Source organism: Streptomyces sp. NPDC036984 (genome assembly GCF_055607665.1).
This window is the reverse complement of record NZ_JBVJRL010000005.1, coordinates 360,141-380,980: the sequence shown is the minus strand read 5'-3', so window position 1 is coordinate 380,980 and position 20,840 is coordinate 360,141. Positions and strand designations below refer to the sequence as shown.

Here is a 20,840-nt window from a genome sequence, read left to right as displayed (position 1 = left end):
TCCACGAGCAGCTCGATCCGCTCCCGCGCCGTCAGCTTGCCCTTGGCGTGCTGCGCCTCGGTCGCCTTCTCGCTGGGACCGGCCACGGCCTGGGCACGGATGGCGTGCAGCTCGGCGACCCGTCCGCGCGCGTCCGTCGAGGGCGTCGGAGCCGTCGCTGTTTCGGCGGGAGAGGCCTGCGTGATGGTCATTCCACATCGCTCCTCGGAATACCTGATGTCCAAGAACGTGTCAGCCTCGTCGCCTGCGGACAACCCCTGAATTTCCCGTGGCCGTTATCCCGTAGCGCAGGACAACCGGCGCACGGACGCACAACGGATTCTTAGGGGTTGTCCATGAAACCGAACCGCATAGGGTTTGAGAAATGGTGACGACGAAGGCAGCGGTGCTGCGCGACAAGGCAGCCGAATTCGTGCTCGAGGACATCTCGGTGACGGACGAACTGCGACCGGACGAGGTGCGCGTCCGCGTGGTGGCAACCGGTATCTGTCACACCGACCTGCTCGTCCGCGACCAGATCCTGCCGCCCGCTCTGCCGGCCGTGCTCGGACACGAGGGCAGCGGCATCGTCGAGGCGGTCGGAACGGCGGTCGACACCTGCGCGGTCGGCGACCGGGTCGTCCTCGCACCACGCAGCTGCGGCCACTGCGCCAACTGCCTTTCCGGGCATCCGATGCACTGTGCCCAATGGCTTCCGCTCAACTTGCGCGGGCGCCGCGCCGACGGATCCACCGCCTACCGGGACGCCACCGGAGCTGAGCTGAACGGGCACTTCTTCGGTCAGTCGTCGCTGTCGGGCCACGTCGTCACCCACCAGCGGTCCGTGATCCGCATCCGGGACGAGGCACCGTTGGACCTCGCCGGGCCCCTCGGGTGCGGGATGATCGCCGGTGCGGGCGCGGTGTTCAACGTCCTCAAGCCGCCTCCGGGCGCCGGCCTCGCCGTCATCGGCGCCGGAGCGGTGGGGCTCGCTGCCGTCATGGCCGCCGCTGTCCTGGGCTGCGCTCCGATCATCGCCGTCGACCTGCACCGCAACCGGCTCGACCTGGCCGCCGAACTCGGCGCGACGCACCTGATAGACGCCGGAGCCGGCGATGTCGTGGCCGCGGTCAAGCGGATCTGCCCCGACGGTGTGCCCTTCTGCCTCGACGCGGTCGGGCTGCCGCAGACGGTCCGCACCGCCGTGGGCGCGCTCGCCATGGGCGGAGCCGCGGCCCTCGCGGGCTCCAGCGGAACCGGCCAGGACGCGCCCATCAATTTGGCCCAGCTGATGGGCCGCACCCTCCACGGTGTCATCGAGGGGGACAGCGTGCCCGAGCTGCTGATTCCGCAGCTCGTCGATCTCCATCTCGCCGGACGGTTCCCCTTCGACAAGCTCGTGCGGATGTACCCGCTCGAAGAGATCGGCCTCGCCGTGCGGGACGCCGAGACGGGCAGGACCGTGAAACCGATCGTGCTCCACACGTAGCCCTCCCGCCCCAGTCGGCGTACTGCACGACCTTGGTGCCGTCCGCGGTGGAGGCACCCTGCACCTCGACGGCCTTGCCACTGTTCCGGTTGATCAGCCGGATGTAGCCGTCCGGCGAGTCGGCCAGCCGGAACTGCTGGTTGGTGCCGCCCGCGTCGCTCCACTGCACGAGGGCTGCCCCGTCGGCGGTGGAGTGGTTGTAGACATCCAGCACCTTGTCGGAGTGCTGCGCCTTGAGCCGGTAGAAGCCGCCGCCCGAGTCGACGAACCGGAAGCGCTGGTTGGCCCCGTCGTACCGGGTCCACTGCTGGACGGATGCGCCGTTTCCGGTGTCCGCGCCGGACACATCGAGCGCCTTGCCGCTGCCCCGGTTGACCAGCACGTACCAGGCGTTCGGATCCACGCCGGCCGCCTGTGCCGTCCCGGCAGCCCCGATCCCGGTCAGCAGCGCTGCCAGTAAGGCGGTCACCGCGGTGAGCACCGCCGCTGGCCTCCCGCGCCTCCACCGGACCGGAATATCATGTACATGCCAATAATGTGCCATCCTTTTGGAGTGCCGTGCGGGAGCGCTCTTATTGAGTGAAATATCGAACAATGGTCGGTGTGTCGAAGATCTGAGGCGCACGGTAGTCACGCGCACCGTGACCGTCAACGGGGCGGGAGGCCGCTGCGACAACGCGCCCGTCCCGCCGGTTCCCTGCGCCCGGCTGTACGTACGTCACGGGGTCCCGCGCCGAGTTCGCGGCGACATTCCTTGTGCTACGAGCAGGCCACCGTCCGACTGGAGATCCACCACCGGGTCCTCCTGCGACGTCTCCTTTCTCAAGCACGAGTCCTTCTTCGAGGAACTGGAGGAAAGCTCTCGCCCTTGACCCGGTGCGGCGACTGCGCCCGAACGGCCCGGCCTTGCGTGGGCGTTACACCCACCCGGTCGGGTGTTTCCCGCATCGCCGGGCCGCAGAGGACCGGAAGCGTCCAGCCACGGGTGAACGGCAGCGCGTGGGCTGGACACGTGCAGGGTGCCCGGCCGAGCTCAGTGGTTGAACGTCAGGCGCGGCGCCGCGTTGCGGGCCAGTGTGTGGGCCTGGTCGGGCCACCAGGTGCCGGCGGGCGGGTCGACGATGCCGTACTCGGGGTCGATCGTGCCGCCGGTGCTGCGCGTGCAGCTGCCGTCGGACTCACCGGGGATCTTTATCCACAGGTAGGCGTCGACGAGCGGGACGCCCGTGTCGGCGGTGGGGCGCGGGCCGAGGCCACGGCCGGGCGCGTTGCACCAGCTCTCCGGGTCCCCCGTGTACTTGCCCGGTTCCGGGGTCCAGGCGCCCAGACCGTTGCGGCTGGTGTCGATCACGAAGTGATGCAGTTCCTCCGCCGGCGGGGTGCCCACGTTCTGGTCGAACCAGGCGTCGGTCCACCGCCAGGTGGTGGGGTCGGCGGAGGAGACGGCGTTGCCGGGGGTGCCGTCGTTGGGTGCGGCGGACGAGTAGTACTGGCCGGCGCACCGGTCGGCGTGGCCGCGTGCGTGCTCGGGTCCCTCGGTGGCGTACCACATGCACTTGGCGATCCAGGTGCCGTACCTGGCGTTGTGGTCGGTGGGGTGGGTGTTGGACACGTTCAGGGAGAAGCCGTCGCCGTACCGGACGCCGGCGTCCAGCAGCCGCTGCGCCATGTCGCCGACGGGCCGCCACTGGACGTTGCCCGCGTCCAGGTAGGCCGCGGTGTGCGTCCTGGCCTTGAGGGTCTGGACGGCGTACTGGAGGTCGGCGATGCGGGCGGCCGTGAGTTCGCCTGTCGGGTCGGTGGTGGGCCCGCAGTCCTTGGGGAGGAGGGCCAGGCCGTCCGGTTCGACGACCACCACCGCCCTGTTGTCGCCGATGCCGGCGGCGAAGGCGTCGATCCACTGCCGGTAGGCGGCGGAGGATGCGGCTCCGCCGCTGGAGTACTGCGTGCAGTCCCGGCCCGGGACGTTGTAAGCGACCAGGACGGGGGTCCGGTTGACGGCCCGGGCCCGGTGGACGAGCTTGTTCACCTTGGCGCGCACCTCCTCGGGCGTGCCCTCGGTGAACCACTCGGCCTGCGGCCAGCTCGCGAGCCTGGCCATGTTCGTGGCGTTGTCGATGTCGCCGTTTCCGAAGTCCACGAGAGCCTGCTTCGCGGCCTTGCTGTGCGGGTCCACGTAGAACTTCGTGGCCGGCGTGATCACGTCCTGCGCGGGTGCGGCCTGCGCCTGCGTCGTGGTGAGGGCGGCGCAGGCGGTGAGTGCCGCGACGACGGCGGCCGCGCGGCGCCGTAGGCTGCGTGGTTGCATGGCTGCTCCTGGGCGGTGGATGGATGAGAGAGCGCCCGCTGCCGGTCCGGCCGTCGACTGCCTGTGCGCAAGACGTGAGCGGTGGCCCCGGCCGGGGCGTGGCGGACGGCGCCCGTGGCCCGGCCGCGGGGCGTGGATGTACCGGGTCACGGGAGTCCTGGATCAGTAGCCGTAGATCATCTTGTAGGCGACCTCGGGGAGGAACTGTCCGGCCGAGGAGCCTGCTCCGACGCCGCAGTTGCCGTCCGACTCGCCCGGGGTCTTGACCCACAAGAGCATCTCGGCGCCTCCGCCCTTCTGGGTGGGGGTGCCGATGCGGCGGCCTGAGGGGTTGCACCACTGGCCGTTGGAGCCGTTGCCGTTGCGGCTGGTGTCCACGACGAACGGCTTGGTGTAGCCGTAGCGGGCGTTGAGCTCGCTGTTGACGGCGTTGCCATAGGCGGTGTTCTCGGCCGTGGTGAAGTAGTTGGAGATGTTGAGCGAGAAGCCGTGGGCCTGTCGGAGGCCGGCGTCGTGGAGGCGCTGGGCCATGGTCGCCGGGCTCGCCCAGCCCGGATTGCCGGCGTCGAGGTAGACCCAGGTGTTGGGGGCCTGGCGGCTGAACTGGGCGAGGGCCCCGGTGAGCATGGCCTGGCGTTCGGCGATCTGCGCCTGCGTCATGCAGCCGTAGTCCCCGAGGGAGTCCGGTTCGAGGACGACGACGGCCGGGCGGCCGGCGATCCCGCCGGCGAACTGGGCGATCCAGCTCGCGTAGGCGGACGGCGAAGCGGCACCGCCCGCGGAGTGCCCGCCGCAGTAGTCGCGGTTGTAGATGTTGTAGGCGACGAGGATGGGCAGCTTGTCCCAGTGGTCCGCGGCGCCTGCGTACGCGCCGGTGGCGGTGCCGATGGTGCCGCTCCAGGAGCCGAACCAGCGGGCCATCGGGGTTTGGGCGATGGAGGCGTTGATCGCGGGCGCCCGGCCGTCCCCCGGGTTGGCGGCGACCCACCTCTTCGCGCTGGAGTCGGGGTCCACGTAGAACCCGTTGGTCATGGTGGTCGGGTCGGCCGCGTGGGCGGACGGTGCGACGGTGAGCGCCAGCGGCAGAGCGAAGAGCGCTGCCACCAGGACGCGGAGTCTGCGGCGCATGACTGTACCTCGGTTTCCTGGCAGGGGTGCGTCGCACGCTCTCGTCCCGAGCGTGCGACGCGCTGAGGAAGTGCGGTGGTACGACGTCCCCTTGTGCCGGTGGCCCTTCGGCAGGGACGACACGTCCGAACGGGTCGGCAGCCGGATTGGGAGCGCTCCCATTGGAAGCGGTCCCAAAGGCACTGAGAACCCTCGGGGTGTGGTCGGTATCGTGTGGCGGGCTCGTGAAGCTGTCAAGGGCCGGAGTACGACCCGCCCTTCACATGGCGAAGACAAGGCTCTACAGTCCTCGTGACTGGAAGCGCTCCCAGACCTCTCCCGTCCGATCGCGGGGGAAAGGCTCATGGCTCATGGCAGAAGATGCGCCGCGTCGGCAGCCGACGCTCGACGAGGTGGCCGAACTCGCCGGCGTCTCCCGCTCCGTGGCCTCCCGCGTCCTCAACAACGCCCCGCACGTCAGCCGCGCCAAACGCGAGGCGGTCGAACGGGCCGTCCGGCACATCGGTTACGTGCCCAACCCGACCGCCCGCGCTCTGGCCACCCGCCAGACGGGAGCGGCCGCCCTGGTCGTCGCGGGAGAGGATCCGTCGATCTTCGCGGATCCGTTCTTCGCCCAGGTGATCGTGGGGGCGTCGGCCGCTCTGGAGGAGGCCGACCTGCATCTGATGCTGTGCCTGGCCGCTTCCGACCGGGGCCGCAAGCGGGTGGAGGAACTCCTTCGGTCCAAGGGCGCCGACGGCGTCATGCTGATGGCGCTGCGCGAGGACGATCCGCTGACCCGTATGGCCGAGGAGGCTGAGATGCCCGTCGTGTTCGGCGGACGCCCGGTCGGTTCGGCCCCCCGGTGGTACGTGGACGTCGACAACGTCGGTGGAGCGCGGGAGGCGACCGAGTACCTGCTCTCGCGCGGCCGGAGTCGCGTAGCCGCGATCTGCGGGCGTCTGGACACCGAGGCCGGGCGTGCCCGGTACCGCGGCTACCGGGACGCCATGCTGGCAGCCGGCCTCGATCCGTTCCCGCCGCAGGAGGGGGACTTCACCGAGCGCAGCGGAGCCGCCGCCATGGCCGCACTGCTGGCGAACCACCCCGGTCTCGACGGGGTGTTCGCCGCCAACGACAACATGGGGGCGGGAGCGCTGCGCACGTTGCGCCGGGCGGGCCGACTGGTCCCCGCCGACGTCGCAGTGGTCGGCTTCGACGACCTGGCCGTCGCCGAGGTCGCCGATCCGCCGCTCACCACCGTCCGTCAGCCCATAGAGGCTTTCGGGCGGGAGATGGCGCGCATGCTCGTCGCGCTCATCCACGGACAGGACCCCACCCCGCTGATCCTGCCCACCCGCCTGGTCACCCGCTCCAGCGCCTGACGACCGACTGTGCAGGCACGTTCGTGACCGTGCGCCCAGGAGCGCCAACGAGGTGTCCGTGTCGTCGCCGGCCCGCCGAACGGGAGAGACGGGCCCCCGGTCCGAGCCGGGGGCCCGCAATCGGTCAGCAGGTCGAGTTGGTCTGGGTGAGGAGGCCGAGCCGCCACGGGAGGCTGTTGTAGTCGCCGCCCGCGTTGGGGTTCATGCCCTGGTAGAGGTACTGGAGCCGGCAGGCGGGAATGGTGAGTGTCTGGTCGTAGCCGGCACGGATCATCTCGCCGTGGCTGATGTCCCGGGTCCAGGCGCCCGAGGGGAAGGTGACGTTGGCGGCCCGTGCGAACGGGTTGCTCTCGGATGCGGCCAGGGGCGTCCAGGAGCCGGCCAGGCTGCCTGATGTCCAGGAGCGGAAGTAGCGCCGGCCGTCCGATCCGATGGCCTCGACGAGGAGCAGATACTGGTTACCGCCCTGCACCTTGTACACGTTGCTCGCTTCGAACAGGGCGTACTTGTTGGAGTCCTGGGCCGCGATGACGGTGTTCGTGAAGCCGCCCGGGAACTGGCCGACGGTCGTCTGGGAGCGGTACAGGTGTCCGTTGTCGTCGGAGGAGAAGAGGTAGCAGTTGGCGCTGTCGCAGATCACCCACATGTCGACCCAGTAGCCGTTGCCGATGTTCTGCCGGATGATGTCCGGCATCGACGAGTAGAAGTTGCGCGGCGCGCTCCACCCGTTGGGGTTGCTGATGTCGGGGTTGGTGGAGTACGAGGCGTTGCCGGTCTGGTACACGAGGTACCACAGGCGCTGCGGCGCGTAGTAGAAGACCTGCGGCGCGGCCCGGTACCCGGACCCGATGGCGGTGCGGTCCAGATAGTGGTGCGTTGCCGAGCCGGCCTGGGACCAGTCGCTGAAGTTCAGATAGACCAGGTTGTAGCCGGAGGAGCTGGCGACGCTCGCGAACACGTGGTACTTGCCGTTGTACTGGACGACGGTCGGATCCTTGATTCCGGCGATATTGTGGGTGGCGTCCGGCTTCGGTGCGATCAGCGGGCCGCTGGAGCTCCACGAGTAACGGCTGGGCAGGGCAGCGGCGTTGGGGGCGCTGCCGGTGGCGGCGGGGGTGCCGCCCAGCGTGGTCAGCACCGCGTTGTACGCCGGCTTCTTGGCGCCGTTGCGGTCGAAGAGCAGCGGGTTCTCACCGCTGCGCCAGGAGTCGCTGTCGCGGATGCCCCAGACGGTGATGCCGGTGCAGCGTGCGACGTTCATGCAGGCCCTGACCGTGTTCGCGTACGCGGTCGGCGACGCCTGCGCGATGTCCAGCTCGGTGATCTGGACGTCCACGCCGAGGGCGGCGAAGTTCGCCAGCGTCGTCTGGAAGCCGGCGGGCGGGCCGCCGGTGCCGAAGTGGGCCTGGAAGCCGACGCAGTCGATGGGCACGCCCCGCGACCTGAAGTCGCGCACCATGCGGTAGACGCCCTGGGTCTTCGCGGCGTTCCAGTCCTCGATGTTGTAGTCGTTGTAGCAGAGCTTGGCCGACGGATCGGCCGTCCGAGCCGTGCGGAACGCCTGCTCGATGAAACCGTCGCCCAGCAGGTTCTGGAACACCGAGGGGCGGTGCTGGCCGCTGCCGCCGTCGGCGAAGGCCTCGTTGACCACGTCCCAGGAGTGGATCCGGCCCTTGTAGTGGTTCATCACGGTGGTGATGTGGTTGTTCATCACGCTGCGCAGCGTGCCGGCGTCCGTGATGGAGCTGACCCAGCCGGGCAGTTGGGAGTGCCAGACCAGCGTGTGGCCGCGTACCCGCTGTCCGTGGGAGGTTGCGCGGCCCACGATCTGGTCGGCGGGGCCGAAGTTGAACGAGCCGCGGGACCGCTCGGTCGTGTCCCACTTCATCTCGTTCTCGGGCGTGACCGAGTTGAACTCGCGGTCCAGGATGGTGGAGTACGTGCCGTCGCCGAGCCTGCCCGATGCCACGGCGGTTCCGAAGTACCGTCCGGACTGGGCCGCTTGGGTGCCCAGAGTGGAAGCCTGGACGGCGTCGGGTGAGCCGGTAGCGGTCCCGGGCGTCATCAGGACGGTTGCGGCCAGCAGGCCCAAGACCGAGGCTCGGCGCCTGCCGAGCCGTTTCAGCGGGTTCATGGTTCTCCTCGTCGGGTGGGTGGGGGGTGGGGTGGTGCGATCGATGGACCGGTTCAGGGCGTGGACAGTTCGAACCGCGTGACGCGGACCGCGCCGCCGAGTGCCTGAGTGGCGTGGTTGAAGAGGGCGAATCGGTGGCCCATGAAGAACCTCCAGTCGTTTCCCATGGAAAAGGCGGGTCCGAGGCGGGTGAAGGTGGTGCCGTCGGTGCTGAAGAAGAAGGTCCCGGGGCGCGGCGCGCCGGGACGGATGTCCGCGCTCGCACGCAGCCAGATCCGGCCGCCGGAGACGGGCGCGCTCGCGAGTTCGGTGCCCGTGCCGGTGGTGTTCCAGCTGCTGTCCATGGTCAGCCCGCTGACCATCACCACCCGCGTCACACCGCCGTCGCGTCTGACCCCGATCCACGCGGAGGAGTCGCGCAGCAGAGCGAGTCCGGCCCGGTCGCCGTCCCGCATCGCGGAGTGGTCGAGGTGGACCGTGGCGGTGGAGGTGGGCCCCTGGATGCGGTGCGTGAGGGTGTTGCGAGCCCAGTACAGGTCGTTGGTGACGGTCGCGGTCCGCAGGGTGAGGCCGTTGCCGACCGACCACTTGGTGTTGTCCGGGTTATGGTTCCACTCCCATCGCGGCTTGAGGGTCGTGCCGTCGAAGGTGTCGACACCGATCATGGGGGTGACCTGGCGGGGCGGAGGGGGCACGGCCGGGCTGGGATACGAGGTGCCCCATGCGCCGTTCACCAGTTGGACGACGGGCCAGCCGTCCGGGGTCCAGGTGACCGGTGCGAGTGCGGGCATCCGGCCGCCGGGGTACGCGTCGACGAAGGCCAGGTAGTACCAGGCACCGCTCTGCGTCTGCACCAGTCCGCCCTGGTGCGGGACGCCGCCGCCGGGGATCGGTCCGCGCAGGTCGAGGAGGACCTGCCGCAAGGTGTACGGGCCGAAGGGGCCGTTCGACGACTTCAGGATGTACTGGCCGTTCGCGGGGCGGGTCAGGAAGATGTAGTACTGCCCGTTGATCTTGTAGAAGCGGGAGCCCTCAAGGGTGCCGACGCTCGACGGTGCCGTGAACACCTGCTGTGTGCGCACCTGGTTGCGGCCGTCGGGCGAGAGCTGGGCCACGCTGATGGTGGTGTTGCCGTACGCGACGTACAGGGAGTCGTCGCTGTCGACGAGCAGCCCCGCGTCGTAGTAGGGGGTGTCGATCGCCGTCAGCCTGTTCCACGGCCCTTCGACGGCGGTGGCGGTGTAGATGTACGTCCGGGCGAAGTCGATCTGGCCGAGCCAGTAGAAGGTCCTGTTGCCCGGACGGTAGGCCAGCGACGACGCCCAAATGCCTCTGACATAGCCACGGGCGCCGTTCAGGTCGTACTTGGCACCGAAATCGAGGACGGGCACCGAGTGACCGGCGATCTCCCAGTTCACCAGGTCGTACGACCGCAGGACGGGCGCGCCCGGCGAGTAGTGCATCGTCGAGGCCGAGGCGTAGTAGGTGTCGCCGACGCGGATGACGTCGATATCCGCGAAGTCCTGCCAGATCACCGGGTTCGTGTACTGCGTGGCGGCTGCGCTGGCCGACCCTTGGGTGGGAGCGGAGGCGGCGGTTCGGGAGGCTCCGGCCAGAGGGAGGAGCGCGCCGGTGGCCAGGCCGGTGGCGGCCGCCAGCGCGCTGCGACGGGACACGTGGTGATGAGGCCATGACAGATCCATGTGTGGCGTACTCCTTGCGGCTCGGCCGTTGCGGTGGGCGTCACCCGGAGGCTTTGTTCGGAGGGAAGCGGCTCCAGCGTGTTCGCAATGTCGAACGTGGATCGATTTGTCGAGCAACCTGGATGATAGGGGGGCGGTGAACCTCGTCAATACCTCTCGCAGGATTCGGGGCACACTTCGAAACATTCGTGGACTCGGGGGCTCGCATCGCCTCGGGTCGGGCACCCGGAACGTTCAGGTCGTCGCATTTTCAGGTCCTGGCGTCCCGTGTCGGAGGCGATTCGTCGGGAGGTGTTGACATGTTCGCTCGCCTCTCTACCATCCGTGGCACCATAGATTTTCCGAATGGCTGCCGAAATTTCGAACCTCTTCAGTGGCGCCCCAGAAAAGGAGCCCTTGGTGCCCAGACGATCAGGCGGACGACTGCTCCGCCTCCTCGCGGCCGCCGCGCTGACGGTCACCGCGTCCGTGACGGCCTCCGCTCACTCCGCCGCCTCGGCCGCGCCGGGCAGCCCGGCGCTCACCCCACCGCTGGGGTGGAACAGCTGGAACAGCTTCGGGTGCGGGATCACCGAGACCCAGGTTCGCCAGGCCGCCGACGCGATGGTGTCCTCTGGCATGCGGGACGCCGGCTACCGGTACGTGGTGGTCGACGACTGCTGGTTCGACCCGCAGCGCGACGCGGCAGGCAACCTGCGGGCCGATCCGGCCAAGTTCCCGAGCGGGATGAAAGCGCTCGGGGACTACATCCACAGCAAGGGGCTGAAGTTCGGCATCTACCAGGTGCCGGGGGAGCGCACCTGCGCGCAGGCCACGGGCGGCTACCCGGGGTCCACGGGAAGCAGGGGCCACGAGGCCCAGGACGCCGCCAGTTTCGCCGCGTGGGGCGTCGACTACCTGAAGTACGACTGGTGCTCCACCAGCGGTACCCGCGACGAGCAGGTTGCGCGGTTCACGCTCATGCGCGACGCCCTGCGCGCCACCGGGCGGCCGATCGTCTACAGCATCAACCCCAACAGCCTGCACGCCATCACCGGCGCCACGTACAACTGGGGCGAGGTCGCCGACCTGTGGCGGACGACGGAGGACCTGCTCGACATCTGGCAGAACGGCAACACCAACAGCTACCCGATGGGCGTCGGCAACGTCCTGGACGTCACCGCGCCGCTGGCGGCGCAGTCGGGCCCGGGACACTGGAACGACCCCGACATGCTGGTCGTCGGCCGCCCCGGACTGTCGCTGACCGAGTCCCGGTCCCACTTCGCCCTGTGGGCGCTGCTGGGCGCCCCGCTCATGGCCGGCAACGACATCCGCACCATGTCCGCCGACGTGAGCGCGATCCTGCGCAACCCGCGGCTCCTGGCGGTGAACCAGGATCCGCTGGGCGCGGGCGGGCGCAGGGTGCGCGACGACGGCGCCACCGAGGTGTTCGCCAAACCCCTGTCCGACGGCTCGGTCGCGGTGGGCCTGTTCAACCGGGGAGGCGGCACCGCGACGGTCAGCACGACGGCCGCGCAAGTCGGCCTTTCCGGCGGGCCGTTCACCCTGACAGAGCTGTGGAACGGCGGCACACAGACCACGTCCGGGCAGATCTCGGCGAGCGTCCCCGCGCACGGCGTGGCCGTGTTCCGGGTGACCGGCGGCAGCCCGCTGGCCGCCACCACCTCGCGGCTGCGCGGCAACGCGTCCGGCCGCTGCGTGGACGTGGACAACGCCTCCACCGCCGCCGGGGCCAAGGTGCTGATCTGGGACTGCCACACAGCCGCCAACCAGTTGTGGACCACATGGGCGGGCGGCGAGATCCGAGTCTTCGGCGACAAGTGCCTGGACGCCTACAACCAGGGCACCGCCGACGGCACCCGTGTCATCACCTGGCCCTGCAACGGCCAGAACAACCAGCAATGGACAGTCGGCTCCGACGGGTCGATCCGCAACGTCCACGCCGGGCTGTGCCTCGACGTCGACCGGGCGGGCACCGCCAACGGGACGCCGCTGGTCCTGTGGACGTGCAGCGGCCAGGCCAACCAGAAGTGGACCCGCACCTGATGCCGGGGCCGGTGGCCTCGGCTCAGGACGTCGTGCCGGCCACCGTGCCTCCCGACCTTGTCACGTAGTACGTCGTCGTGGCGCCCCTCCAGACACGGAAGGCGAGTCTCACTCGCGCGTCGTCCTCGACCGCGTTGAGGAAGGCGGGAGTGAGACGGATGGCCTTCTCGGCGTAGTCCGGCGCGAAGGCGGTGTTGAACCGCTGGTACGGGTCCAGCTGGTCGTCGGGTGAGCGGCCGGGTACAACATCGCTTCGGTCCGCAAGCAGCGGGTCTGCGGCAGCAGTACAAGCGGCCACTCGTTGCTGATCCGCACCGTGACGGAGGCGCCGTTCGCCGCACCGACGAGGACGTACACGCCGCACGCCCTGGACGTCTGCGCTGCCGCGCGGCCTGCCTCGCCGCCTTCATGTCTGTCTTCACGTCTGTCCGTTCGGAAGACAGAGCCGATGGTGCACAGCTCAGTGACCGCGGGAAGCGAAAGGGTTGCTGCGAAATGACGGGGGTTGCCGCTGTTCGGCCCATGAATGTTCACGGAGCCCGCGGTGTTGCCCCCGAAGCGGCAGGCATCTTGATCAAACGCTTCGACGACGCCACTGTCCTCGTCCGCCATACCCTCATTCAGATTGGGTCTGAGGGGCTGTTTGTTGCCGTGAGCTTATGTTCGAAGCGCTTCGACAATATGGTGAGCACCGAGAGCATCGCGCCCGGAGCGCCCAGAGCGTCCGGACGCCTTCTCCGAGCCGGCGACGCGTCCTCGACGGGAGGGCAAGTGAACCACCTCGGGCGGACGGGACAGCGATTCCCGGCGATAGCCGAAGTCCCCGCGATGGACGCCTGGCCGGCCGCGACCGCCGACGACGCACCCCTCTCAAGGGATCCGCGACGGCAACGCCGGCCAGTGGTTCGCACGTCGACGCGGCTGGTCCCCACCCCGGGGCGCGCACCCCCGGCGGACGGGCGGCCGCACTCAGTGAAGGAGACACGGATGAAGGGCATGTGTATGGCATTTCGGTCCCGGTGGAGGCGCGGGAGGCCAGCGGCGGTGCTCACCGCGGTGACCGCCTTACTGGCGGCGCTGCTGACCGGGATCGGGGCTGCCGGGACGGCACAGGCGGCCGACGTGGATCCGAACGCCTGGTACGTGCTGGTCAACCGGAACAGTGGCAAGGCCGTCGAGGTGCAGGGCGCCTCCACCGCGGACGGCGCCAAGGTCGTGCAGTACGCCGACTGGGGCGGGACCAACCAGCAGTGGCAACTGGTCCGCGCGACGGGAGTGCTGGCGCAGGTGCACACCGCGGGGCGGGTCAAGGACGCCGGAAACACGGTGCAGTACAGCTGGCCCGGCGTGTACTTCGAGGGCACCGTCCGGGGCACCGGCGTGGGCGTCGTACTCGATGACCCGGCCGCCGACTACGACGTCCAGGTCGACGGAGCCACCGTCGCCACGCTCGTCACGCCGGGCCGGACCACACACTGGATCAACGGCCTGCCGGACCGTGCGCACACCGTCCGGCTCGTCAAGCGCAACGACAGTCCGGGGGACACCAGCACGTTCGGAGGCTTCGTCGCCGCGCCCGGCGGTGCCGTGCTGAGCAAACCGACGGCCCGCAACCGCCAGATCGAGTTCATCGGGGACTCCCTCACGGTGGGCTACGGCAACCTCTCGACCTCCCGAGACTGTGCCTGGGACCAGGTCAGGCGGACCACCAACGCCGACGTGAGCTACGGCGCCCTCACCGCCCGGCAACTGAACGCCGACTACCAGCTCAACGCCTATTCGGGTCTCGGCATGGTACGCAACTACAACGGACACTCGCCGGACGTCACGTACCGGACCTTCTACGACCGTGCCCTGCTGAACGTGGCCGGCGACGTCTGGCAGAACCCGGGCACCTGGCGTCCTCAGCTCGTGGTGGTCAACCTCGGCACCAACGACTTCTCGACCTCCATCAACCCCGGTGAGCCGTGGACGCCCGACAGCCTCGCGGCTGCCTACCGCACCGCCTACGGCGAGTTCCTCCAGAAGCTGCGGACGCGCTACGGGGCCGCGACCACCATCGTGGCAGTCGGTGCCGGCCAGTTCGCCGCCCATGTCCAGCAGGTGGTCAAGGCGCGCAACGCCGCCGGCGACAGCCGGGTCCGCTACTGGTTCCTCGACGACTCGGGGCTGGACTTCCTGGGCTGCGACTGGCACTACTCGGCGCACGACGACCGACTCATCGCCGACCGGCTCACGTCGTTCATCGCCGGCCTGCCGACAGCCTGGTGACGGCACCGGCCACCGGGGAGCACCACGGAGTCGGATCCGGCGAGCCGTCCGGGCCGGGCTGGGACGCGGAGACGAGCCACCTCGGCCCGGACCTCATCGGATGTGTTTCGCGGGCTTGGCGGCGGCGTTGAGCAGACGGCTCGCCCGCAGCACGGGCCCGTTCTTCAAGGACTGAGGTTGCCGACCCGGTGACGGCACCTCTGCGCGATCTGTCCACGTCCCGGTCGGCCGATGAGGGCCGACCGGGACGTCGGACTCAGGCGAGGTCGAACCGGTCGAGGTTCATCACCTTGTTCCACGCCGCAACGAAGTCACCTACGAACTTCTCTCCCGCGTCCTGGGACGCGTAGACCTCCGAGATGGCTCGGAGCTGGTGGTGCGCACCGAAGATCAGGTCGACGGCGGTGGCGGTCCACTTGACCTCGTCCGTGACGCGATCCCGGCCTTCGAACACGTTCTCGTCCGTAGCCGACGCCTTCCACTCCGTGCCCATGTCGAGCAGGTTGACGAAGAAGTCGTTGGTCAGGATTCCCGGCCGGTGGGTGAAAACGCCGTGGGGAGACCCCTTGAAGCCGGTGTTCAGAGCCCGCATGCCGCCGATCAGCACCGTCATCTCGGGAGCGGTCAGTGTGAGCAGGTTGGCACGGTCCAGCATGAGGGTCTCCGGGGACAGCTTCTCGCCCGCCGGAAGGTAGTTGCGGAAGGCGTCCGCCGTGGGCTCCAGCACGGCGAACGACGCCGCGTCGGTCTGCTCCTGCGAGGCGTCCGTACGCCCCGGTGCGAAGGGGACCGCGATGTCGTACCCGGCGTTCCTCGCGGCCTGCTCGACGGCCGCGCACCCGCCGAGGACGATCAGGTCGGCGAGGGAGACCCGGGTTCCGTCGGTCCGGGAGAGGTTGAAGTCCTGCTGGATGCGCTCGAGCGTCCGCAGTACCTCGGTCACCTCGGGGAGGTCGTTGAGCTCCCAGTCCTTCTGCGGCGCGAGCCGGATCCGTGCCCCGTTCGCCCCGCCGCGCTTGTCGGTGCCGCGGAAGCTTGCCGCCGACGCCCAGGCGGTGGTGACCAGCTGGGAGAGGGAAAGGCCCGAGGCGAGGATCCTGCCCTTGAGGGCGGCGATGTCCTCGTCCCCGACCAGTTCGTGATCGACGGCGGGGACGGGGTCCTGCCACAGCTGCGGCTCGGGAATCCACGGGCCGAGGTAACGCGAGACGGGTCCCATGTCGCGGTGCAGCAGTTTGTACCAGGCCCTGGCGAACGCCGCCGCCAGCTCGTCCGGGTTCTCGTGGAACCTCTTCGTGATCGGTCCGTAGACCGGGTCCACCTTCAGCGCGAGGTCCGTCGTCAGCATCATGGGGGCGTGCCGCTTCGACGGATCATGGGCGTCGGGCACGGTGTTCCGGGCCGCGGGATCCGTGGGAGTCCACTGGTGGGCGCCGGCGGGGCTGCTCGTCAGCTCCCACTCGTACCCGTACAGGTTGTCCAGGTAGCCGTTGTCCCACTTGGTCGGCTCGGTGGTCCACGCGCCCTCCAGGCCACTGGTGAGCGTGTCGGGGCCCTTGCCGCTGCCGTACGTGTTCCGCCAGCCGAGGCCCTGCTGCTCGATGGGGGCGGCCTCGGGTTCGGGGCCGATATAACTGGGGTCGACCGCGCCATGACACTTGCCGAAGGTGTGGCCGCCGACGATGAGCGCGACCGTCTCCTCGTCATTCATCGCCATGCGCCCGAACGTCTCACGAATGTCCCGGGCGGCAGCCATCGGATCCGGGTTGCCGTCGGGCCCCTCCGGATTGACGTAGATCAGTCCCATCTGCACGGCGGCGAAAGGACCGGTGAGTTCCCTGTCGCCGCTGTAGCGCTCATCTCCGAGCCATGTGTCCTCGGGTCCCCAGAAGATCTCCTCGGGTTCCCAGATGTCCTCTCGCCCGAAACCGAACCCGAACGTCTTGAACCCCATGGATTCCATGGCACAGTTTCCCGCGAAGACCAGAAGATCAGCCCAGGAGATTTTCCGGCCGTACTTCTGTTTGACCGGCCAGAGCAGGCGGCGCGCCTTGTCCAGGCTCGCGTTGTCCGGCCAGCTGTTGAGGGGGGCGAAGCGCTGTGCGCCGCTGCCGCCACCGCCGCGGCCGTCCGCGATGCGGTACGTGCCCGCGGCATGCCAGCTCATTCGGATGAAGAGCGGCCCGTAGTGACCGTAGTCGGCAGGCCACCAGTCCTGGGATGTCGTCATCACCTCGAAGACGTCATGCTTCAGCGCGTCGACGTCGAGGGTCGCGAACTCTTTCGCGTAGTCGAAGTCCTCGTCCAGCGGATTGGCTCGGGGCGAGTGCTGGTGGAGAACCTGAAGGTCCAGCTGATTCGGCCACCAGTCCCGGTTCGTCCTGGGCCGCCGAGTCGGCGTGGGCGTCGGTGAAGGGATTGCCGGATTCTCGCTTTCACTGCCGGACATGCCCGTCCTTCTTCCTGTCTCGGTGTTCCTTCTGCTGGCTGCTGCTCTTGACGTTGTCGGCTTTTGCTGGTGTCGAGCACGTCGACCCACACACTCAGCGCGCCATGGCGCCCACCGGCTGGAAAAGGTGCTGTGCCGCGTCCGTATCGTCGCGCACCGCGGACCACACCTCCATGAAACACGCAGAGCACCCCGTATGACAGATGTGAGAGAAGCGGCGTCCTTTGTGCTCTCGTGCCGGCTTTCGACACAAGCCGAATCCGATGCGACAAGCCCCCGGACTAGCCGGAGGAGCGGTCTCGCGGGGTGGCGGGTCGGCCGACGCCCGAAAGGGCCGCGCGGGAACGGTTACGGATGCAGGCCGTGGAGCTCTTCGAGGCCGGGCAGAGGGAACGGGGAGATGACGCAGCCAGACCCGGGATTGGACGCCATGGGAATCGTTGTAAGCTCCGGAAACCGCCCTTGACCTGCAAAAAGTACCTACGGCATCTGATGCCCGGGAGTATCACGAAGCGGCACGCATCCTGGACGCCGGCCCTCCGGAAAGAAGCCTGATTCCGCCGGCACTGAACAGCAAATCTGAGCTTCGGTGGGATCGCCGGCCCGGGCACGGCCCGGATCTCGGACGATGCGGTTCCTCGGACTGCTTGGCCACCCGAACCCGTACCGGTGAGGAGGTGGGAAGAAGGACGACCTGCTGCAAGCACGTGTGGGGCGATCACCCCCGGTGATGCAGCGGCGCAGCTCGGTGAGCTGGGAGCTCGGACCACGGATACCGGAAGGCTGTCGGGCTGCGTCGGGTCATCGACGCGGGAGGGGCGATCCCGTCTCACTGCGCGATGTCATGCCTTGCCTTGTGTTAGTGTCATGCGTTTGCGTGGTCGTCGCGGTGGGCGATTCTGCCTGTTCGGTTCCACTTGTGCGTGGGCCGTTCCATCCTGCCGGGCCTTCCTCGGTACGTCCCCCCTGCGGAAGGCTGTTCATGAAGCATCCCCACGACTCCGGCATCGCTCACGGCGGTCCCGCCCAGTCCGAGGCCACGACTCCGGCGCTGCCCCCGGCCGTCTCCTTCGCCGGCCTGGAACTGCCGGTGGAGGTGCTGCGGACACTGAGCGCACTCGGGGTGCGCGAACCCTTCCCGATCCAGGCCGCCACACTGCCCGATGCCCTGGAGGGACGCGACGTCCTGGGGCGCGGGCGCACCGGATCGGGCAAGACGCTCGCCTTCGGCCTGCCGCTGCTGACACGTACGGCCGGGCGGCGCGCCGAACCGAAGCAGCCCCTCGCTCTGATCCTCGTGCCCACCCGGGAGCTGGCCCAACAGGTCACCCAGGCGCTGGCGCCGTACGCCGAGGCGTTGCGGCTGCGGATGGCCACGGTCGTCGGCGGCGTGTCGATCGGCCGGCAGGTCGCCGAGCTGCGCGAGGGAGCCGAGGTGGTCGTCGCCACCCCCGGGCGCCTGCACGACCTGATCGAGCGCAAGGCCTGCCGCCTGGGACGGGTGAGGATCACCGTGCTGGACGAGGCCGACCAGATGTGCGACCTGGGATTTCTGCCGCAGGTTGCCGACGTGCTCGACCAGGTGCACCCCGACGGTCAGCGGATGCTCTTCTCGGCCACTCTGGATCGTGACGTCGATCAGCTGGTCCACCGCTACCTCCACGACCCCGTCGTCCACTCGGTCGACCCGTCCGCGGGCACGGTCTCGACGATGCAGCACCACGTTCTGGTCGTCCACGGCCCTGACCGCTACGCCGTCACCACGGAGATCGCCGCCCGCGACGGCCGCGTACTGCTGTTCCTCGACACCAAGCACGCCGTCGACCAGCTCACCCGGCATCTGCGGGCCAGCGGGGTGCACGCCGGGGCCCTGCACAGCGGCAAGTCCCAGCCACAGCGCACACGGACCCTGGCGCAGTTCAAGAACGGCCAGATCACCGTTCTGGTGGCGACCGATGTCGCCGCCCGTGGCCTGCACGTCGACGACCTCGATCTCGTGGTCAACGTCGACCCGCCCACCGACCCCAAGGACTATGTGCACCGCGCCGGCCGTACCGCCCGCGCCGGTCAGTCCGGCAGCGTGGTCACGCTCGTGCTGGCGGGCCAGCGCCGCGAGACGAGCCGCATGATGGCCGGAGCCGGCATCGAGCCGACCGTCACCAAGGTGCGCTCGGGCGAGGCGGAACTGAGCCGGATCACCGGCGCCAAGGCTCCCTCCGGCATCCCGCTCGACGGCGGGCCCGCCGTCCCCCGACCCAAGAACAGCAACGCTCCCTTCCGCGGCCTCGGCACCAGCAAGGACCCTTCCCGCGGTGCCGGCGGCAAGTCCCGAAAGGCCGGCGAGGCTCGCAAGCTCGCCGAGGCCCGCAAGGCCGCCCTCGTGCGTCGCAACGGCTGAGAGCCGTTGCCCTTACTCCGAATCTCCTGGCCACGGGATCGACATCCCTCGGCCCGGCCCGAAGCCCGTCCTGTGCCCCCACCAGGAAGCGAACGCCCTCGGCCGCGAGAGGGATACCCGCCGAAACGAACCAGGATGATGTTGCCGGCGCCCCGCACTGCGCCCGGCGTGACAAGCTGTGCTCGCCCACTCCCGAACCCAGGAGGTCACCATGACCGCAGAGCCCGTACCTACGGAAGGTTCGGAGCCGGCTGCCCCCGAGACGTCCCCTCTGGCGCCGGACAGCGACGGCAACTACGACCTCAAGCGCAAGTTCCGTGAAGCCCTGGCGCGCAAGCGCGGTGCGCAGGCGGACGCGGCCGATGTCGCCGCCAACCCGGATGCGTCGAAGGTGCGTGCGGCGCACGGCCCGGCTGCGAGCCAGCGGTCGTTCAGGCGTAAGAGCGGCGGCTGAGTCGTCAGTCCCGCGGTCCGGCCGCTTTGCCGGCACTCTGCGCGCTGTCCACTCGCGCGCCCGGTGCCGTGGCCCGCAACGTGCGCCTGCCCGGGTGCGCGTTGCGGGCGAGGCGTAGCCGGGGCTTTCGCCTGTGGAAATGGCCCAACCGCGGCTGACGCGGGTCGGTGGCGCCGCCGCACTGGCATTCCCGGCCAGGACGTCCGGCCGCCGGCGTTGCACGGTGGCCAGGACGCAGCTGACGGCCCGGTGCGACGCCGGCGCATCTGGCCATCCCAGCCGGCGTCACCACCGGGGCCGTCCGAATCCTCGGAGATGCAATGCCGATTCGGGCCGGGGCGATCCGCAGGATGACCGGCTCCTGCGGGCTGGAGGCCGTACCTCGCGCCGACGACAGCGACTACGGCCTGACTGACGACATCCGGTCGGGCGACTTGACCCGACCTTTCGCGTAGCCCGGTGGCTGCGGGCGGGCGGCGTCGGCGGGAACACGGCCAGCCGCACCGTGGAGGCGCCGATTCGAGGTCTGCGGAAGAGCGGGGTGGGCCGCGGCGTCGGCTCGTACGTGCTGCACGCCTACGGCGAGTTGCGGCCGATCGTCCGGGCCGGGATGAGCGCCCAGGCGTGCCGTGGGGCGGGTGATGTGGAGGAGGTGTGCGTGGCGAATGACATGTGATCTTCGTACATGCAGTGGGTGTTAGCCTGCCCGCGGTCACGATCGATTGCATACGGGGGAGGCGCGGTGGTCTCGGACGGCTACCAGGTCAAGGCAGGCATGACCGGCCAGGCCCAGCAACTCGACGCCGCCGGCACGGACATGGACGGCGTCAGCTCGGCCGTCAAGTCCCGCACGAGTTACTCGTACGGCGATGTCGGCGGCGACGACGCCGCGTCGGCGCTGAACGCGTTCGTCAAGGCCTGGGAGGCGGAGGCCGAGACACTGGCGTCGGCGTTGCACGAGCTCGGTAGCAAGGTGCAGTTGGCCAAGAAGACCTACCACGGCACCGACGGCCTGGTGAAGACGCACGCGGACAGCGTCCCCGTCGGCGGCACGAGCAGCCTCACCGACACATCGACGCGGGGCGGGCGCACTTCGGCCCTGTCGAGCTACTGAGGA

At 69.3% G+C, this 20,840-nt stretch carries 13 protein-coding genes and 2 pseudogenes; 7 read left to right on the top strand and 8 right to left on the bottom strand.

From position 1 onward, the window contains the following. Positions 1-191, bottom strand: a pseudogene (locus ACZ7DL_RS13520) (methylmalonyl-CoA carboxyltransferase); the annotation flags it as partial. Between the two features lie 173 nt (positions 192-364). On the opposite strand from ACZ7DL_RS13520, the gene ACZ7DL_RS13515 reads away from it, so the two are divergent. Further along, entirely contained in the window at positions 365-1,468 is a 1,104-nt protein-coding gene (locus ACZ7DL_RS13515) for an NAD(P)-dependent alcohol dehydrogenase (RefSeq protein WP_470774066.1), read from the top strand. A 4-nt stretch (positions 1,469-1,472) separates the two neighbouring features. Here ACZ7DL_RS13515 and ACZ7DL_RS13510 read toward each other — a convergent pair. From ACZ7DL_RS13510 to ACZ7DL_RS13500, 3 genes and pseudogenes are all read right to left on the bottom strand, one after another. Continuing rightward, positions 1,473-2,012: pseudogene (locus ACZ7DL_RS13510) on the bottom strand (RICIN domain-containing protein); the annotation flags it as partial. A gap of 489 nt (positions 2,013-2,501) precedes the next feature. Next, on the bottom strand, positions 2,502-3,776 hold the full coding sequence (locus tag ACZ7DL_RS13505) for a glycoside hydrolase family 6 protein (RefSeq protein ID WP_470774064.1): 1,275 nt from the start codon (positions 3,774-3,776) through the stop codon (positions 2,502-2,504). Between the two features lie 162 nt (positions 3,777-3,938). After that, positions 3,939-4,904 (bottom strand): glycoside hydrolase family 6 protein, encoded by a 966-nt coding sequence (locus ACZ7DL_RS13500; protein ID WP_470774062.1) that lies wholly within the window; start codon positions 4,902-4,904, stop codon positions 3,939-3,941. A gap of 350 nt (positions 4,905-5,254) precedes the next feature. On the opposite strand from ACZ7DL_RS13500, the gene ACZ7DL_RS13495 reads away from it, so the two are divergent. Further along, on the top strand, positions 5,255-6,268 hold the full coding sequence (locus tag ACZ7DL_RS13495; RefSeq protein ID WP_470774061.1) for a LacI family DNA-binding transcriptional regulator: 1,014 nt from the start codon (positions 5,255-5,257) through the stop codon (positions 6,266-6,268). Between the two features lie 124 nt (positions 6,269-6,392). Here ACZ7DL_RS13495 and ACZ7DL_RS13490 read toward each other — a convergent pair whose 3' ends face one another. Continuing rightward, the gene (locus ACZ7DL_RS13490) at positions 6,393-8,402 is read right to left on the bottom strand and encodes a glycoside hydrolase (RefSeq protein WP_470774060.1); all 2,010 of its coding nucleotides are present in this window, start codon (positions 8,400-8,402) and stop codon (positions 6,393-6,395) included. A gap of 53 nt (positions 8,403-8,455) precedes the next feature. Further along, on the bottom strand, positions 8,456-10,105 hold the full coding sequence (locus tag ACZ7DL_RS13485) for a glycoside hydrolase family 43 protein (RefSeq protein WP_470774058.1): 1,650 nt from the start codon (positions 10,103-10,105) through the stop codon (positions 8,456-8,458). Positions 10,106-10,504: 399 nt separating this feature from the next. Here ACZ7DL_RS13485 and ACZ7DL_RS13480 point away from each other — a divergent pair, with 399 nt between their 5' ends. Then, positions 10,505-12,151 (top strand): glycoside hydrolase family 27 protein, encoded by a 1,647-nt coding sequence (locus ACZ7DL_RS13480; RefSeq protein WP_470774056.1) that lies wholly within the window; start codon positions 10,505-10,507, stop codon positions 12,149-12,151. A gap of 22 nt (positions 12,152-12,173) precedes the next feature. Here ACZ7DL_RS13480 and ACZ7DL_RS13475 read toward each other — a convergent pair whose 3' ends face one another. Further along, positions 12,174-12,449, bottom strand: a complete 276-nt coding sequence (locus tag ACZ7DL_RS13475; protein WP_470774054.1) for a hypothetical protein — start codon at positions 12,447-12,449, stop codon at positions 12,174-12,176. Positions 12,450-13,195: 746 nt separating this feature from the next. Here ACZ7DL_RS13475 and ACZ7DL_RS13470 point away from each other — a divergent pair. Beyond that, positions 13,196-14,422, top strand: a complete 1,227-nt coding sequence (locus tag ACZ7DL_RS13470) for an RICIN domain-containing protein (RefSeq protein ID WP_470774052.1) — start codon at positions 13,196-13,198, stop codon at positions 14,420-14,422. A gap of 256 nt (positions 14,423-14,678) precedes the next feature. Here ACZ7DL_RS13470 and katG read toward each other — a convergent pair whose 3' ends face one another. Then, positions 14,679-16,871 carry a catalase/peroxidase HPI gene (gene katG, locus ACZ7DL_RS13465; protein WP_470774050.1) on the bottom strand — a complete coding sequence of 731 codons (2,193 nt, stop codon included), beginning with the start codon at positions 16,869-16,871 and terminating at the stop codon, positions 14,679-14,681. 982 nt (positions 16,872-17,853) lie between these two features. Between katG and ACZ7DL_RS13460 the strand changes: the two genes are divergently transcribed. From ACZ7DL_RS13460 to ACZ7DL_RS13450, 3 genes are all read left to right on the top strand, one after another. Next, positions 17,854-19,269, top strand: a complete 1,416-nt coding sequence (locus ACZ7DL_RS13460) for a DEAD/DEAH box helicase (RefSeq protein WP_470774048.1) — start codon at positions 17,854-17,856, stop codon at positions 19,267-19,269. Positions 19,270-19,480: 211 nt separating this feature from the next. Next, positions 19,481-19,723, top strand: coding sequence for a DUF5302 domain-containing protein (locus tag ACZ7DL_RS13455; protein WP_470774047.1), 243 nt, complete (start codon positions 19,481-19,483; stop codon positions 19,721-19,723). A 742-nt stretch (positions 19,724-20,465) separates the two neighbouring features. Then, positions 20,466-20,837, top strand: coding sequence for a hypothetical protein (locus ACZ7DL_RS13450; protein WP_470774046.1), 372 nt, complete (start codon positions 20,466-20,468; stop codon positions 20,835-20,837). Positions 20,838-20,840 lie beyond the last annotated feature (3 nt).